Below are 14,726 nucleotides of genomic sequence, written 5' to 3' on the forward strand. Positions count from 1 at the left end.
CGGCACGGCCCTCTTCCGTGCGGCACCGTTCCAGTACACCTTCCTGTAAGAAAGAAGCAACGTGGCAAATATCAAGTCGCAGATCAAGCGCATCGGCACCAACCGCAAGGCGACCGAGCGCAACCGCGCCTACAAGAGCGAACTCCGCACGGCTATCCGTCGCGTTCGCTCGGCTGTCTCCGAGGGCAACAAGGAGCAGGCTGAGCTCGCGCTCACCTTCGCTGCCAAGAAGCTCGACAAGGCCGTCTCCAAGGGCGTCATCCACAAGAACCAGGCAGCGAACCGCAAGTCGGCGATCGCCAAGACGGTCGCAGCGCTCTAAGCCTCCTGTCATGCCGACATCGACCCCCGCATCCTCTTCCGAGGTGCGGGGGTCGATTCGTCGTATCGCGCTGCTCCAGAGCATCAACCTCGGCCAGCATCGAAAGCTGCCGATGGCCGAGCTCAAGCAAGCCCTCGAGGCCGCCGGGCACACCAACCTGGCGACGGTCCTGCAGACAGGCAACGTGCTGCTCGACGCTCCGACAGCGGTCACGAACGCCGAGCTCGAGACGCGGCTCCGCACCGAGATCGCGGCCGCCTTCGACCTCGACGTGCCCACGCTCGTCCGCGACGCCGACGAGTGGCGGGCGGTCGTCGAACACGATCCGTTCCGCCAGTTCGATCCCCACCCGAGCCGCTTCGTCGTCGTGTTCTGCGCTGAGCCGCCGCTGGAACGTGTCGAGGCGCTGCTCGACGGCGTCGACCTCAAGGATGATCGGTGGGTCGCGCGCGGACGCGAGCTGTACGTGTCCTGTCCGAACGGGCAGATCGAGAGCCCGGTGCTGCAGCGCCTCGGCCGACCGAAGAGCTCGGACACGTCGAGCGGGCCGGCCACAGTGCGCACCTGGGGCACAGTGCTGCGGGTCGCGGCCAAGCTCTAGAGTCAGTGCATCTGAGGCCCGCTTCCCAGCGACGGTCCGACCCCGTGCGACCAACTTGCGTGATCAGACGGACTTCAGGTGACGCTGCTCGCCGACGGGTGCCGATCCATCACGGAAGTTGGCCAGGGTGCGCGGCGGCTGTCAGACGTCGCGGAGTGCGATGCAGCGCAGCATCCGCTCGACGGCGAACTGCGGGTCTCTCCCCGCCCCCTTGACGGCGTGGTCGGTCTCGGCAACCAGCGTGATGGCTCGGCCGAGGGATGCGTCGTCCCAGTCGCGGAGCTCGCGGCGGGCCTGGCCGACCTGCCAGGGCGACGCGCCGGCGCGGCTGGCGATCTGCGCGTCCGAGCCACTGAGTCCCTGCACCTTCGCCATGATGCGCAGCTTCGAGGCGACGGCCGAGACGATCGGCACCGGGTGCAGGCCCGTCGAGAAGCCATGGCGCACCAACGCCAGTGCGTCGCGGACCCGCCCAGCAAGTGCGGCGTCCGCGATCTTGAATCCGGTCGTCTCGACGCGGCCGCCGAAGTACTTGTCGACGTGCTCGTCGGTGATGGTGTCACTCGTGACGGTCAGCAGCTGGCGGGCAGCGCCGATGAGCTCAGCGAGGTCGGTGTTGAATGCGGCGACAAGCAGCGAGGCCGCCTGCGGCTCGATGCGTCGGCCCGCGTTGCGCACCTCGGCGACGACGACGTCGACGAGCTCGCTCGGCTTGGGCTTCTGGCAGTCGATCTCGACGGCGACATCCTTCGCGCCCCGCACGGCATCCAGGAGTTTCTTCCCACGCACTCCCCCGCCGTGCCGGAGCACGAGCGTCGCGCCTTCGACGGGCATCTTCGTGTAGGCGACCACGTCGGCGATGAGGGCGTCGGTGCACTGCTGCACGCCTCGGATGATGACCAGGCGCGGTTCGAAGAAGAGCGATGGGCTGACGAGGGTCGTGAGGTGCCCGCCCGCGTAGCCTGAGGCTTCGATCTCCGTGATCTCGAGGTCGGGTGACTCTGCCCGGAGCACGTCGCGGAGCCGTGTGATCGCGGTCTCGGCGAAGTAGTCCTCTGGGCCGCTCACGAGCACGATGCCAGCAGGCCGCACCTCCCGGTGGGTGAGGACGGGGATCGCCCTCTTAGGGGTGCTCGCCCGCTTCGCCTGTGCCATAGCTCAATGGTAACGACGCGCATCTGGCCGTGCGACCGAGACCCCGATCTGTCGAACCGCGCTAAGAGGATTCGACGCGTCGGTTGTGGGTGGCGAGGATCAGCGGATACGGCGCTACGGCCACGACCGCCGCGATCACCAGCAGGAGCAGGTCGACGCGAGGGTCCCATCCCAGTTGAGCGATGCCGGCGCACGCCACCCCGAAACCTCCGAACTGGAGCCACCAGTGCCCCTGCGGGAACGTGAGACCGGGCGCGGCCCCGACGGGCCCGAACTTCACCTTCCGGTTCCCGTTCGCGCGCGAGACCCGGGCGGCACTCCAGGCGAAGAGACCTGCAGCACCGGCGATGAGGAGCCAGCCCACGAGAACGACCATGCTTCGACGAGACCAGGTCAGCCTGACCGCGCCCTGAGTGCGCGCGGCGGCGCGGGTCGCCCGCGGGCTCGCGGGGCCGTGGCGACTCCCGCGACCGCGGGAGGGTCCGAACCTCCGTGACCTCCCTCGCCGATGACGATGGTGCCGAGCTCGTCGGTACGGAGAGGTCGCGTGCCTGCCGCGGTGAGCATCCCGAGCGCGGCGTCCGTCGGGTGGCCGTAGCCATTGTCTGCTCCCACCGAGACGAGTCCGATGGACGAGGAGAGCTCTTCGTAGAGCTGCGCGCTCTGGTCGCGCGAGCCGTGGTGCGCCATCTTGACGATGTCGGCTCGCGGGCGCGGGTGCTCGCGCAGCAGGCCGCGCTGAGCCTCCTCTCCCAGGTCTGCGAGCGCGGCGAGCGACAGGCAGACCGTCACGCAGGACGTCGTCGGTTCGAGCAGCGTCACGAGACTCCCATCGTTGCCACCGACGCTCGCCGGCTCCCCGCCGCTCCCGCGCTTGGGCCACAGGACGCTCCACGCGAGGTCGCCGAGCGTCCAGGAGTCGCCACTCGCGGCGTAGTGCACCTGGGCGCCGGCCACGCGCAGCTCATCGACGAGCGGCTCCGCTCGCGCCTCGGCAGTATCGGGGACGACAAGCGACCCGACGCCGATGCCGGATTCGAGCAACGCGGTCGCCGCTCCAGTGTGGTCCAGATCGAAGTGCGTGAGCACGAGCAGACGCAGCTCATCGACGCCGAGCGTCCTCAGGCAGGCCAGAAGCGCGTCGGGCTCCGCGCCAGTGTCGATGAGCGCCGAGCCGCTCCAGGTGGTGACGAGCAGCGCATCCCCCTGTCCGATGTCGCACGCCGCATAGCGCCAAGCACTGGGGATGCTTCTGCTGAGCTGCACCGCCTGCCCGATGACCGTGCCGACATAGGCGACCAGGGCCACGCAGAGCAGGAGCGCCAGCCACGCTCTCCAGCGGTGGAGCAGGACGATGAGCGCGACGACGACGGCGAGACAGAGCAGTGCACCCAGGAGTCCGCCAGGCCACGGCAGCAGCGCCCCGGGCCAGCCACTGACCGCCATCGCCACGAGTCCGATCCACTGCGCGGGCAGCCAAGCGACCCATAGAAGCGCCTGGCCGAGCCAGGGAGCGGCCCACAGGAGCAGGGAGCCGACGAGCCCGACGAGCGTCGCCACGGGCGCTGCTGGGGCGGCCAGCACGTTCGCGAGAATGCCGTAGACCGGCAGTTCCGGGGCCAGGAGCAGCAGCACCGGCTGGCACGCGAGCTGCGCGGAGGCCGGCACGGCGAGCATGAGCGCGATGGACCGCGGCATGACAAGTGCGAGGCGGTCGCCGATCGGGTTCGCGAGCGTCAGCAGCCCGACCGTCGCGAGCACCGAGAGCGCGAAGCCGTAGTCGCGGCTGCGCCAGGGGTCGGCGACGAGCACGACCACCGTGGCGAGGGCGACGAGCGCAAGACCTGTCGACCGACGCGGAGTGGCTTCGAGCACCAGGACGACCATGGCCATGATGCTCGCCCGGATGACGCTGCCCTCCGGGGTGACGAGCGCCACGAACACGGCGAGAACCGCGGCCGCAAGCGCGAGGCGCACTCCTCGCCGCAGCCCGCAGAGGCGAGCAAGGACCAGGGCCGCGGCGACCACGACCGCGCAGTTCGCCCCTGAGACGGCAGTGAGGTGCGTGAGGGCGGCCGTCTTCATCTGCTCGTCCAGCTCGGCCCCGACGAGGCGCGTGTCGCCGACGGACAGACCCGGGAGCAACTGCGCGCCGAGACCGGGGAGGGCGCGCGCCGCGTCGACGAACCGATCCCGTGCGCCTGCGGTGACCTCGAGCAGCCCGCCTGGCGTGGCTACGACCTGTGCAGGAGCATCGAGGAAGACCAGAGCGGCGACGCTATCGCCCGCGTTCGCGGCGCCGAGGACCCCCTCGAGCTCGACCCGTGAGCCGATAGCTGGGGGCCGCTCCCCCTCAGACGTCGGCACGCTCAGCTGCCCGAACGCGAACAGCGAGGCGCCGCCGCCTCCGCTTCTCCCATCGACCTCGAACGAATCGAGGCGCACCTCGAAATGCGACGGCTCCTGCAGCTGCGCACCGGACCAGCGCCCACCCTCGTCGCCGGGAACCGCGACGGCGTCTTCCCCCACCAGGGTCGTGAGCGTGCCCGTCGCCTGCACGCGAAGCCCGTCGACGGCGCCCGCACGGAGCACCTCGGGAGACCTCACGGGATACTGAGCGCCGGCGCTCACCGCGAGCAGCGCCATGACGGCCGCGACGACTGCGAACGTCGCGAGCACGGGCCGCAGACGCGCCGCCGCCAGGAGCACGATCGCGAGCAGTGCCAGACCGATGCCGCAGGACCAGGTGAGGTCGGGATGCGCGACGCAGATCCACGCCACCACCCAGGCACCGGCCGCCGCCGGAACGAGACGCGCGTCTCGAGCATCGAGGCGCTCGGTCAGCGCTCTCACATTCACCATCTGAACGGCACGACCTTCGCGAGTGGTCACACGGTCACCAGGTCGACGAGCCCCTCGTAGGTGGCGTCCCCGATGCCCGCGACCTCCTTCAGCTCCTCCACAGCACCGAATCCGCCGTTCTGCTCGCGGTGGTCGATGATGCGCGACGACATTGCTGGTCCGATCCTCGGCAGCTCTTCGAGCTCAGCCGCAGACGCCGTGTTGAGGTTCACGAGGCCACCGCCGCCAGCACCCCCGGCACCAGCTGGCCCCGCTCCCCCTGCGACAGGCTCGGACGCGGCCTCGCCGATCCGCGGAACCCGCAGCTGCTCGCCGTCGACGAGCGTTCGGGCCATGTTGAGGAGCGACGGGTCCGCGTCGCCGGCAAGACCGCCCGCCGCGGCGATCGCGTCGACCACCCTGGCCGTCAACGGCACCTCGTAGACTCCGGGACTCGTGACGGCCCCGACGACGTGGACCAACAGCGTCGTCGACCCTTCGGAGCTCGGCTCCCCGGCAGGCGGTTCCGTTGCGCTCAGCTGGAGGCTCTCGGTCGGCGACACCTCGCCGAGGGCACCGAGACTCGGCGTGGGACGCAGGGCCGCGAGCGTGATCGCCCCGGCGAGCACGACCAGGACCAGCACAATGGCAGCACCGACCCCAATTCGCAGACGCGGTCGGGGCGGACGCTCGAAGAGGTCAGCCAGCTCGGATTCGGACACCCCAGAACGCTACGATCGCGTGCCTATCCGCTCAGCGTCGACCTCGAGAGCTGTGGAGAACGAGCCACGAACAAGGCAGGTGTCTGCACAGTCGCTCGGCATCAGCCGTTCCCGCGCGACTCTTCGGATGGCTTCCTCGCTTCGAGATGGCAAGCACTCCATCCCGAAGCGCAAAACCCATCCCGAACCTGAACGGGGTGAGGTCAGGTGGATCGAGGACAGAACGAGGGCGGGGCGGACAGCAGGGGCGTTCAGAGCCGAAAGCAGACGGCAGACAGACGCGAGCAGCCGCGGACGCGAACGAACGCGGACGCGGACAGACGCAGACGCGCCCCGCTCTCTCGAGCGGGGCGCGTCTGCGTGGTGGGGCTGCTAGCCCTTGACCGCGATGTTCACGAGCTTCGGAGCCCGCACGATGATCTTGACGATCTCGCGGCCGTCGATGGCGGCCTGCACCTTCGGCGACGAGATCGCGAGCTGCTCGAGCGACGCCTCGTCGATCGTCGGGGGCACATCGAGGCGGTGCCGCACCTTGCCGTTGATCTGGACGACCGCCGTCACCTGGTCCTGCGTGAGCAGCGAGCGAGCCGCGGTTGGCCACTTGACGTGCGAGATGCTGCCCTCGTGGCCGAGTCGCTCCCACATGTCCTCGGCGGCGTGCGGCGCGTACATGTCGAGCACAACCGCGATGGCCTCGGCGGCCTCGCGCACGGCGGGGTCAGCCGGGCCAGCACCCGAGTCGATGGCCTTGCGCGTCGCGTTCGTGAGCTCCATGAGGCGCGCGATCACGACGTTGAACTTGAAGCCGGAAGCCAGCTGCGGGATGTCGGCGAGGAAGCGGTGCGTCTCGCGGCGCAGACCGCGGTCACCCTCGCCGAAATCGACGCCGACGGGGCTCGTGACCTCGCCGGAGATGCGCCAGGCGCGCGCCAGGAACTTGCCGGAGCCTGCGACAGAGACATCCGCCCAGTCGACGTCGTCCTCCGGCGGGCTGGCGAAGAGCATCGTCAGGCGCACGGCGTCGACACCGTACTGGTCGAGCTCGGCCGAGAGGCTCACGACGTTGCCCTTGGACTTCGACATCTTCTTGCCGTCCATGACGACCATGCCCTGGTTGAGCAGTGCAGAGAAGGGCTCCGTGAAGTCGACGTGTCCGAGGTCGTAGAGCACCTTCGTGATGAAACGCGCGTAGAGGAGGTGCAGGATGGCGTGCTCGACGCCGCCCACGTACTGGTCGACGGGCGCCCAGCTCGCGGCGGTCTTCTCGTCGAACGCGGCAAGCTCGTTGTTCGGCGAGAGGAAGCGGAGGAAGTACCAGGAGCTGTCGACGAACGTGTCCATCGTGTCGGTGTCGCGCAGCATCGGCTCACCCGTCTCCGGGTCGACCGTGTTCACCCAGTCGGTCGCGCCGCCGAGGGGCGAAGCTCCCTTCGGGCGCAGGTCGAGCCCTTCGGCCTCGGGGAGGCGCACGGGGAGCTGGTCCAGCGGCACTGGAACCTCCTTGCCGTCCTCGCCGTGGAGGATCGGGATGGGCGTTCCCCAGTAGCGCTGGCGGGAGATGAGCCAGTCGCGCAGGCGGTAGTTCTTCGCGGCGCGGCCTGTGCCGCGCTCGTCGAGGAGCTCGATGGCCGCCTGGATGCCCGAGCGCTTCGAGAGCCCGTCCAGCGGTCCCGAGTTGGTGAGGCGTCCGTCGCCGGACAGCGCCTCCCCGGTCTTGGCGGGGTGGAGGTCTTCGAACTCCGGCATCGACCCGTCTTCGGGGATGATCGGGATGACCCCCGTGACGGCCTGCGTGACGTCGACGACCACCTTCACGGGCAGGTCGAACGCGCGTGCGAAGTCGAGGTCGCGCTGGTCGTGTGCGGGCACCGCCATGATCGCGCCCGTGCCGTAGTCGGCGAGCACATAGTCGGCGGCCCAGATGGGCAGGCGCTCGCCGCTCAGCGGGTTGATGGCGAAGCGACCCAGGTCGACGCCGGTCTTGGGGCGGTCGCTCGACTGGCGGTCGATGGAGTCGAGCGCGCGGGTGTCGGCGAGGTACTTCGCGAAGCGCTCGCGAACCTCGTCGCTTGCGCCTTCGGCGAGCTCGGAGGCGAGGTCGGAGTCGGGGGCGACGACCATGAACGTCGCGCCGTAGAGCGTGTCTGGGCGCGTCGTGAAGACCGTGACGGGCTCATCCCGCCCCTCGACGACGAAGTCGACGTCGGCGCCGAGCGAGCGCCCGATCCAGTTGCGCTGCATCGTGATGACCTTCTGCGGCCAGTGCCCCTCGAGCTGGTTGAGGTCGTCGATGAGCCGGTCTGCGTAGTCGGTGATCTTGAAATACCACTGGTTGAGCTTCTTCTTCACGACGATCGCGTCGCAGCGCTCGCAGTGCCCGTCGACGACCTGCTCGTTGGCGAGCACCGTCTGGTCGTTGGGGCACCAGTTCACGTCGGAGTACTTGCGGTAGGCCAGACCTCGCTCGTACATCTGCAGGAACAGCCACTGGTTCCAGCGGTAGTACTCGGGGTCGGAGGTATGGATGACGCGGTCCCAGTCGAAGGACGCGGCGTAGCGCTTCATCGACGCGCGCTGCTGTGCGATGTTCTCGTACGTCCAGTCCTTGGGGTCGCCACCGTTCTTGATGGCGGCGTTCTCGGCCGGCAGCCCGAAGGAGTCCCAGCCGATGGGGTGCAGGACGTTGAAGCCCTGGTGGCGCCAGTAGCGAGCGACCGCGTCGCCGAGTGCGTACTGCTCGGCGTGCCCCATGTGCAGGTCGCCCGACGGGTACGGGAACATGTCGAGGACGTACTTGCGCGGGCGATCGTCGCCCTGGAGGTTCGTCGCGAAGGGCTGCAGCTTGTCCCACTCAGCCGACCACTTCGCTTCGAGAGCCTTGAAGTCGTATTCCTGGGGCTCAGCGCCTGTCGCTTCGGTCACAGATTTCTTCTTTCGCGTTGCCGGTTGCTGCACGGAGGGTGGTTCTCGTCGCGGTCGTCTGGCGTCGTCGCGAAGCGCGGGGCTCCTTGCGTCGGACACCAACGACCAAGACTACTCGCCGTCGAGCCGAAGCGCGCGTGTGACGAGGGCGGGGTCGAGCGGGGTGTGCGAGATGATCACGACGCAGCGCTGGTCACCGGATGCGGCGAGCAACTCGGCGACGAGCCTGTCGGCGAGACCCGGGTCGACGTTGGCCGTCGGCTCGTCGAGGATGAGCACCGGGAAGTCGGCCAGGAGGCCGCGCGCGAGCGCGATGCGCTGCGCCTGGCCGCCGGAGACGAGCGCGCCGTGCTCGCCGACGCGCGCCTCCAGCCCACCGCGCTCGTCGAGCCATTCGCCGAGGCCGACTCGCTCGAGGACGGCGCTGAGCTCCTCGTCGTCGGCCTCCGGCTTGGCGAAGAGCAGGTTCTGCCTGATGCTCTCGTCGAAGATGTGGGGCCGCTGCTCGATGAGGCCGACGACGGACCGCACCTGCGCGGGCGTGTACGCCCTCGCCTCCACGCCGTTGACGCGGTACGAGCCTTCGTAGTCGAGGAACCGCACGAGCACGTTGGCGAGCGTCGTCTTTCCTGCACCGGATTCGCCTTCGACCAGCAGCCGATCGCCGGGAGCCAGCTCGAGCGAGACGGAGCTGATCGCGGGCTTGGGCGCACCTGGCCACGCTGCCGAGACGTTCTCGAGGCTCAGCGTCACCGGCAGGCTCGGGGCGGCGCGAGGGGCAGGCAGCGGCTGAGCATCCGGGAGCTCCCTCGGCGCCGATGCCGGTGCCACATCGGCGACTCTGGCGGCGCTGGCCCTGACCTGGCGCCAGGCGGCGACCGCCTGCGGCACCTGCGCGAAGATCTCGAAAAGGGCCATCGGCACAAGCGCGATGAGGGTGAGCATCGGCGCGAGCAGCGTGCCGTCGACGGTGGGGTTGATGCCGACGGCAAGCGCGCCCGCCGTCGCGAGGCCGGAGAAGAGCATGACGAGTCCGGCGACGGCACCGCTGCCCCGAGCTCGGGAGACGAGCGCGTCGCGGAGTCTCGCGTCCGCGGCCTCCACCTCGGCGAGCTTCGCGTCGAGCGCCCCGTAGGCCTCGAGCGTCTCGAAGTTGGAGACGGTCTCGTAGATGCGGTCATTGAGGGCTGCGCGGAGCGGAGCGGCCTCGCGGTCGGCGCGCCCCGAGATCGCGAGGTTGGTGGTGGTCGCGACGATCCCCGCGAGCACGAGGCAGAGAGCGAGCACGAGTGCGGCCGGGGCGCTCACGAGCCAGATGCCGATGACGGCGAGCGTCGATGTGAGGCCGGCGATGATGAGCGGCTGCACGACGCGCAGGGGCAGGAACTGCAGCTCGTCGACGTCGCTCACGAGTCGTGTGAGCAGGTCTCCCCGACGATGCGTGGCGAGGCCAGCGGGAGCCAGCGGGATGAGACGTTCGAGCACGCCGACGCGCAGCTCGGCGAGCTGCCGGAAAGAGGCGTCATGGCCGAGCAGCCGCTCGACGTAGCGGAACGCCGCTCGCCCGATGGCGAAGGCGCGCACGCCGACGATCGCGATGCCCAGGAGCAGGATGTGGATGATCTCCGACGCCCGGGTCAGCAGATAGGCGCTCGTGGCGAGGAGCGCCACAGCGCAGATCGCGCTGAGCAGGCCGATGGCGATCGAGGGCCACAGACGCCGAGCGGAGGGCATCGCAAGACGGAGGATCCGCCGCTCGTCGTCGGAGACGCGCTGCTGGTTCCCGGTCATGCGTTCGCCACCGTCTCGAGTCGTTCGATGGTGTGCACCGAGTCGGCGGATGCGACGAGCGCGCGCCGGTGGCTGACGACGAGCACGGCCCGCCCTTCCTCTGCCAGGCTCCGGAAGGCGGCAGCGATGCGCTGTTCCGTGTCGGCGTCGAGCGCCGAGCTCGGCTCGTCGAAGAGCACGACGGGGCAGTCGAGTCGGCGGGCGCGCAGGAGCGTCCGCGCGAGCGCGACGCGCTGGGACTGCCCACCGGACAGACCCGCACCCGCGACCCCGAGCATCCGTTCGCCCTCGAGGAACTCGAGGCCGGCATCGGCGAGGGCCGCACGGACCTCGTCTGGTCCTGCTTCCGGCTGGCCGAGTGCCACGTTCTCGGCGACGGTCCCCTCGATCAGCGAGGCCGATTGGCCCATCCAGGCGATCGCGGCCCTGCGGCGATCGCCCGTGAGCTGCTCGCCGTCGATGGTCACGACGCCCGAGGCGCCCACGGTGCCGCGCGCGACGCCGAGCAGAGTCGACTTGCCGGCGCCCGAGGGGCCGACGATCGCCGTCACCTCGCCAGGAGGCACGACGAGGCTGTAGTCGCGGAGGACCGTGCGCCCCTCGTACCCGACGGTGACGCCGGTGAAGGCGAGGCCTCGGTGCTGGAGGCCTGCGCCGATCGGGCGGCCAGCTGCAGCAGCCGTTGCACGCGCATCGCTCGGCGCAGGCGCCCTCTCGGCTTCCTCGATGATGGAGAACACGTCGTCGGAGGCGGCGACGCCGTCCGCGGCCGCATGGAACTGGGCTCCGACCTGGCGCAGCGGCAGGTAGACCTCGGGAGCGAGCAGCAGCACGAAGAGCCCGACCTCGAGCGTCATATCTCGGTTGATGAGCTGGATGCCGATCGTGACGGCGATGAGGGCCACGGACAGGCTCGCCAGCAGCTCGAGCGCGAAACCGGACATGAAGGAGAGCCTGAGGACCTTCATGGTCGCGACCCGATAGCCGTCGGTGACTTCGCGGATGCGAGCCGGCTGGCGTTCCGCACGGCCGAAGATCTTGAGCGTCGACAGCCCTTCCACGACCTCCAGGAACCCGGTGGCGAGTGTCGACAGCGCAGTCCACTGCCGCTTCTGTACCTTCTCGGTCGCCCAGCCGATCAGGATCATGAAGACGGGGATGAGCGGCAGCGTGATGATGACCGTAATGGCGGATGGGAGGTCCCAGAGCGCCATCACGACGATCAGCACGGGAGCGGCGATCGCCGTCAGGATGAGCTGCGGGAGGTACTTGGCGAAGTAGGTGTCGAGGGCGCCGAGGCCTGGGCCGGCAAGCGTCGTGAGCCGGGAGCTGGAGGTGCCCGTGAGCCAGGCCGGGCCGAGCTTCGCGATGGACGCGAGCAGCTTGGAGCGCAGCTCGCTCTTCACCTTCGCGGCCGCGCGTGCCGAGATGGCCTCCATCCCCCAGGTCGCCGCGCTCCTGACGGCGATCACGACGAGTAGGGCGCCGAACCACGGGAGCAGCTCCACGACACGCTCGCCCGCGATCGCGGACACGATGAGGTGTGTGACGAGCCAGGCGAAGCCGACGATAGATGCGGTCTGGACTGCGCCGAGCGCCGCGCCGAGCACGAAGAAGCTTCGTGCCGACGCGGCGTGGCTCAGGAGGCGGGGGTCGAGGGGTTTCACGGGTCAGGCGGCGACGACCGCTGGCTCCTCGTGCGCGTCTCCCGTGATCGTCTTCCTGCTGATGCGCTTGCGGAAGACCCAGAAGGTCCAGGCCTGGTAGCCGAGGACGAAGGGGACGATGATGAGCGCCGCCCAGCTCATGATGCCAAGCGTGTAGTCGCTGGAGGAGCCGTTCGTGATCGTCAGCGGGTTGGAGGGGTCGAGCGTGTTGGGCAGCAGGTTCGGGAAGAGCGAGGCGAAGAGCGTCAGCACCGCTGCGGCCACGGTCAGCGCGCCGAGTGCGAAGGCGATGCCGTCGCGACCCAGAAGCGTGCTGATGTAGGAGCCGACGAACGCGAGGACGGCGACGAGCGCGAGCGCAAGACCTGCGACCGAGAAGTGCGCGACGACGGTCCAGCCGAGGAAGGCGATGGCGAGCACCGCGACGACGACGCCGACCTTCAGTGCGAGGGACCGTGCACGGTCGCGGATGTCACCTTCCGTCTTCCGAGTGATGAACACCAGCCCATGGTAGAAGAACAGCGTGAGCGTCGTGAGCCCGCCCAGCAGGGCGTACGGGTTCAGCAGGTCGAAGAACGAGCCGATGTAGTTGAAGTTCTCGTCGAGCGCGAGGCCCTGGGTGATGTTCGCGAACGCGACGCCCCAGAGGAGTGCCGGGACGGCCGATCCGACGAAGATCATCCAGTCGAACCATCTCGTCCACTCCACGCCCTTGCCCTGGTGGCGGTACTCGAACGAGACGCCACGCACGATGAGCGCGAGCAGGATGAGCAGCAGCGGCAGGTAGAAGCCGGAGAAGATCGTCGCGTACCACTCAGGGAAGGACGCGAAGAGCGCGGCTCCGGCCACGATGACCCAGGTCTCGTTGAGGTCCCAGATGGGGCCGATCGTGTTGATGAGCACTCGTCGGTCGGTGTCGTCCTTGCCGATGAACGGGAGGGCGATGCCGACGCCGAAGTCGAAGCCGTCGAGCACGAAGTAGCCGACGAAGAAGAAGGCGACGATCCAGAACCAGAGGACTTGCAGATCCATCAGTAGACGCTCGCTTTCACCTTGACGGCGGCAACGTCATCGACGGTGCCATCTTCGTTGGAATCGAAACTCGGCGGGTCTTCCTGGGCGGCCTTCAGCAGCAGCTTGACCTCGACGACGGCGAGGATCGCGTAGACGAGCGTGAAGGCGACGAGCGAGATGAGCACGCTGAGTCCGCTCACGTTGGGCGAGACGCCCGCCTCCGTCTTGAGGAGGCCGAAGACCAGCCACGGCTGGCGGCCCATCTCGGTGAAGATCCAGCCGACCGTGATGCCGAGCGTGGGGAACAGCACCGTGAGGATCGCGAGGTTCCACATCCACTTCTTCGGCGGGTTCTTGGCCTTCTTGCGCGTGACCCAGAGACCGGCGACGGCGACGGCGATGGAGGCCATGCCGAAGCCCATCATCCAGCGGAACGCCCAGTAGGTGACCCAGATGACGGGGGCGTAGTCGCCCGGGCCGTAGAGAGCCGTGTACTGGGCCTGCAGGTCGTTGATGCCCTCGACGGTGCCATCGAAGGTGTGCGTCGACAGGAAGGAGAGGAGGTAGGGGATGCGGATGGAGAACAGCTCGGACGATCCGTCAGGGGTTCCCCACGTGAAGATGGAGAAGGAGGCGTCAGCGCCGGTCGCGGTCGTGTACAGCGCCTCGGCCGCCGCCATCTTCATGGGCTGGGCCTCGACCATGGCGAGGCCGAGCTGGTCGCCACTGAGCATCGTGCCGACACCGCCGACGAGCATGAACCAGAGGCCGAACTTCAGCGCTGGCTGCATGACGTCGTGGTTCTGGTCGCGCTTCAGGTGCCAGGCGGCGGTCGCGATGATGATGGCCGCGCCCACCATGAGAGAGGCGAAGATCGTGTGCGGCAACGCCGCCATCGCGACTGGGTTGGTGAGCACCGCACCGAAGTCGACGAGCTCGGCTCGCCCGTTGGCCTCGTTCATCTCGTAGCCCACCGGGTTCTGCATGAACGCGTTGGCGGCGAGGATGAAGTAGGCGGAGGTCCACGTGCCGATCATCGTGAGCCAGATGGTCGCGAGATGCAGCTTCGGCGGCAGCTTGTCCCAGCCGAAGATCCACAGTCCGATGAACGTGGCCTCGAGGAAGAAGGCGACGAGCCCCTCGAACGCAAGTGGTGCACCGAAGACGTCGCCGACGAAGCGGGAGTAGTCGGACCAGTTCATGCCGAACTGGAACTCCTGCACGATGCCGGTCACGACGCCCATGGCGAAGTTGATGAGGAACATCTTGCCGAAGAGCTTCGTGAGGCGCAGGTAGGTGACCTTGCCCGTGCGGACCCAGGCCGTCTGCCAGATGGCGATGGCGAGGACCAGCCCGAGGGTGACGGGCACGAAGAGGAAGTGGTAGATGGTCGTGACACCGAACTGCCACCGCGCGAGTATGAGTGGATCCAGCAGGGCGTCCACAGTGCCTCCTGATGCGTCTGAGGTTGGGCATGATGCCCCGGGATCGCAGCGCGACTCCTGGCCCAATGCTACGCCGGTCTCACTACTACATCGTGTCGAATAGGACACCCTAAGTTGAGACGTTTTCGAGCTCGGATCAGGTACTTCTACATATTGTAGTGGATGTAACGAAATGATAACGGAGGGGAATCTCCAGGGATGCCAAAGTTCGGGCCCTAGAGTCTGCGACATGGATGCGGGGAGCAG

Annotated in this window: 11 protein-coding genes; 2 read left to right on the forward strand and 9 right to left on the reverse strand. The window is 68.5% G+C overall.

Annotation, left to right across the window (positions count from 1 at the left end):
• Nucleotides 1-61: 61 nt before the first annotated feature.
• Both rpsT and GV007_RS00280 read left to right on the forward strand, forming a co-directional pair.
• Nucleotides 62-322, forward strand: a complete 261-nt coding sequence (rpsT, locus tag GV007_RS00275) for a 30S ribosomal protein S20 (RefSeq protein ID WP_068493103.1) — start codon at nt 62-64, stop codon at nt 320-322.
• Nucleotides 323-332: 10 nt separating this feature from the next.
• The gene (locus GV007_RS00280; RefSeq protein WP_160070511.1) at nt 333-923 is read left to right on the forward strand and encodes a DUF1697 domain-containing protein; all 591 of its coding nucleotides are present in this window, start codon (nt 333-335) and stop codon (nt 921-923) included.
• Nucleotides 924-1,064: 141 nt separating this feature from the next.
• Here GV007_RS00280 and holA read toward each other — a convergent pair whose 3' ends face one another.
• The 9 genes from holA to GV007_RS00325 all read right to left on the reverse strand — a co-directional run bounded on the left by holA (nt 1,065) and on the right by GV007_RS00325 (nt 14,480).
• Nucleotides 1,065-2,078, reverse strand: a complete 1,014-nt coding sequence (holA, locus tag GV007_RS00285) for a DNA polymerase III subunit delta (protein WP_104298950.1) — start codon at nt 2,076-2,078, stop codon at nt 1,065-1,067.
• Between the two features lie 61 nt (nt 2,079-2,139).
• Nucleotides 2,140-2,454, reverse strand: a complete 315-nt coding sequence (locus GV007_RS00290) for a hypothetical protein (RefSeq protein WP_160070512.1) — start codon at nt 2,452-2,454, stop codon at nt 2,140-2,142.
• A 17-nt stretch (nt 2,455-2,471) separates the two neighbouring features.
• Nucleotides 2,472-4,940, reverse strand: coding sequence for a ComEC/Rec2 family competence protein (locus GV007_RS00295; RefSeq protein ID WP_160070513.1), 2,469 nt, complete (start codon nt 4,938-4,940; stop codon nt 2,472-2,474).
• Between the two features lie 26 nt (nt 4,941-4,966).
• The gene (locus tag GV007_RS00300) at nt 4,967-5,641 is read right to left on the reverse strand and encodes a ComEA family DNA-binding protein (RefSeq protein WP_236558218.1); all 675 of its coding nucleotides are present in this window, start codon (nt 5,639-5,641) and stop codon (nt 4,967-4,969) included.
• Nucleotides 5,642-6,013: 372 nt separating this feature from the next.
• Entirely contained in the window at nt 6,014-8,563 is a 2,550-nt protein-coding gene (gene leuS / locus GV007_RS00305) for a leucine--tRNA ligase (RefSeq protein WP_160070514.1), read from the reverse strand.
• Nucleotides 8,564-8,674: 111 nt separating this feature from the next.
• The gene (gene cydC, locus GV007_RS00310) at nt 8,675-10,354 is read right to left on the reverse strand and encodes a thiol reductant ABC exporter subunit CydC (protein ID WP_160070515.1); all 1,680 of its coding nucleotides are present in this window, start codon (nt 10,352-10,354) and stop codon (nt 8,675-8,677) included.
• Nucleotides 10,351-12,021 carry a thiol reductant ABC exporter subunit CydD gene (gene cydD / locus GV007_RS00315; RefSeq protein WP_160070516.1) on the reverse strand — a complete coding sequence of 557 codons (1,671 nt, stop codon included), beginning with the start codon at nt 12,019-12,021 and terminating at the stop codon, nt 10,351-10,353. The genes cydC and cydD overlap by 4 nt, the downstream gene beginning before the upstream one ends.
• Nucleotides 12,022-12,024: 3 nt before the next feature.
• A complete protein-coding gene (gene cydB / locus GV007_RS00320; protein ID WP_104240853.1) occupies nt 12,025-13,053 on the reverse strand; it encodes a cytochrome d ubiquinol oxidase subunit II in 1,029 nt (342 codons plus the stop codon).
• Entirely contained in the window at nt 13,053-14,480 is a 1,428-nt protein-coding gene (locus tag GV007_RS00325; protein WP_160070517.1) for a cytochrome ubiquinol oxidase subunit I, read from the reverse strand. The genes cydB and GV007_RS00325 overlap by 1 nt, the downstream gene beginning before the upstream one ends.
• Nucleotides 14,481-14,726 lie beyond the last annotated feature (246 nt).

Source organism: Pseudoclavibacter sp. 8L (genome assembly GCF_902506465.1).
In the GTDB taxonomy this organism is placed as follows: Bacteria; Actinomycetota; Actinomycetes; order Actinomycetales; family Microbacteriaceae; genus Pseudoclavibacter.

What these genes read in the sequence shown, in the direction of transcription:
- GV007_RS00280 (WP_160070511.1), top strand. Translation starts at nt 333, where the DNA reads ATGCCGACATCGACCCCCGCATCCTCTTCCGAGGTGCGGGGGTCGATT.
- holA (WP_104298950.1), bottom strand. Translation starts at nt 2,078, where the DNA reads ATGGCACAGGCGAAGCGGGCGAGCACCCCTAAGAGGGCGATCCCCGTC.
- GV007_RS00290 (WP_160070512.1), bottom strand. Translation starts at nt 2,454, where the DNA reads ATGGTCGTTCTCGTGGGCTGGCTCCTCATCGCCGGTGCTGCAGGTCTC.
- GV007_RS00295 (WP_160070513.1), bottom strand. Translation starts at nt 4,940, where the DNA reads ATGGTGAATGTGAGAGCGCTGACCGAGCGCCTCGATGCTCGAGACGCG.
- cydC (WP_160070515.1), bottom strand. Translation starts at nt 10,354, where the DNA reads ATGACCGGGAACCAGCAGCGCGTCTCCGACGACGAGCGGCGGATCCTC.
- cydB (WP_104240853.1), bottom strand. Translation starts at nt 13,053, where the DNA reads ATGGATCTGCAAGTCCTCTGGTTCTGGATCGTCGCCTTCTTCTTCGTC.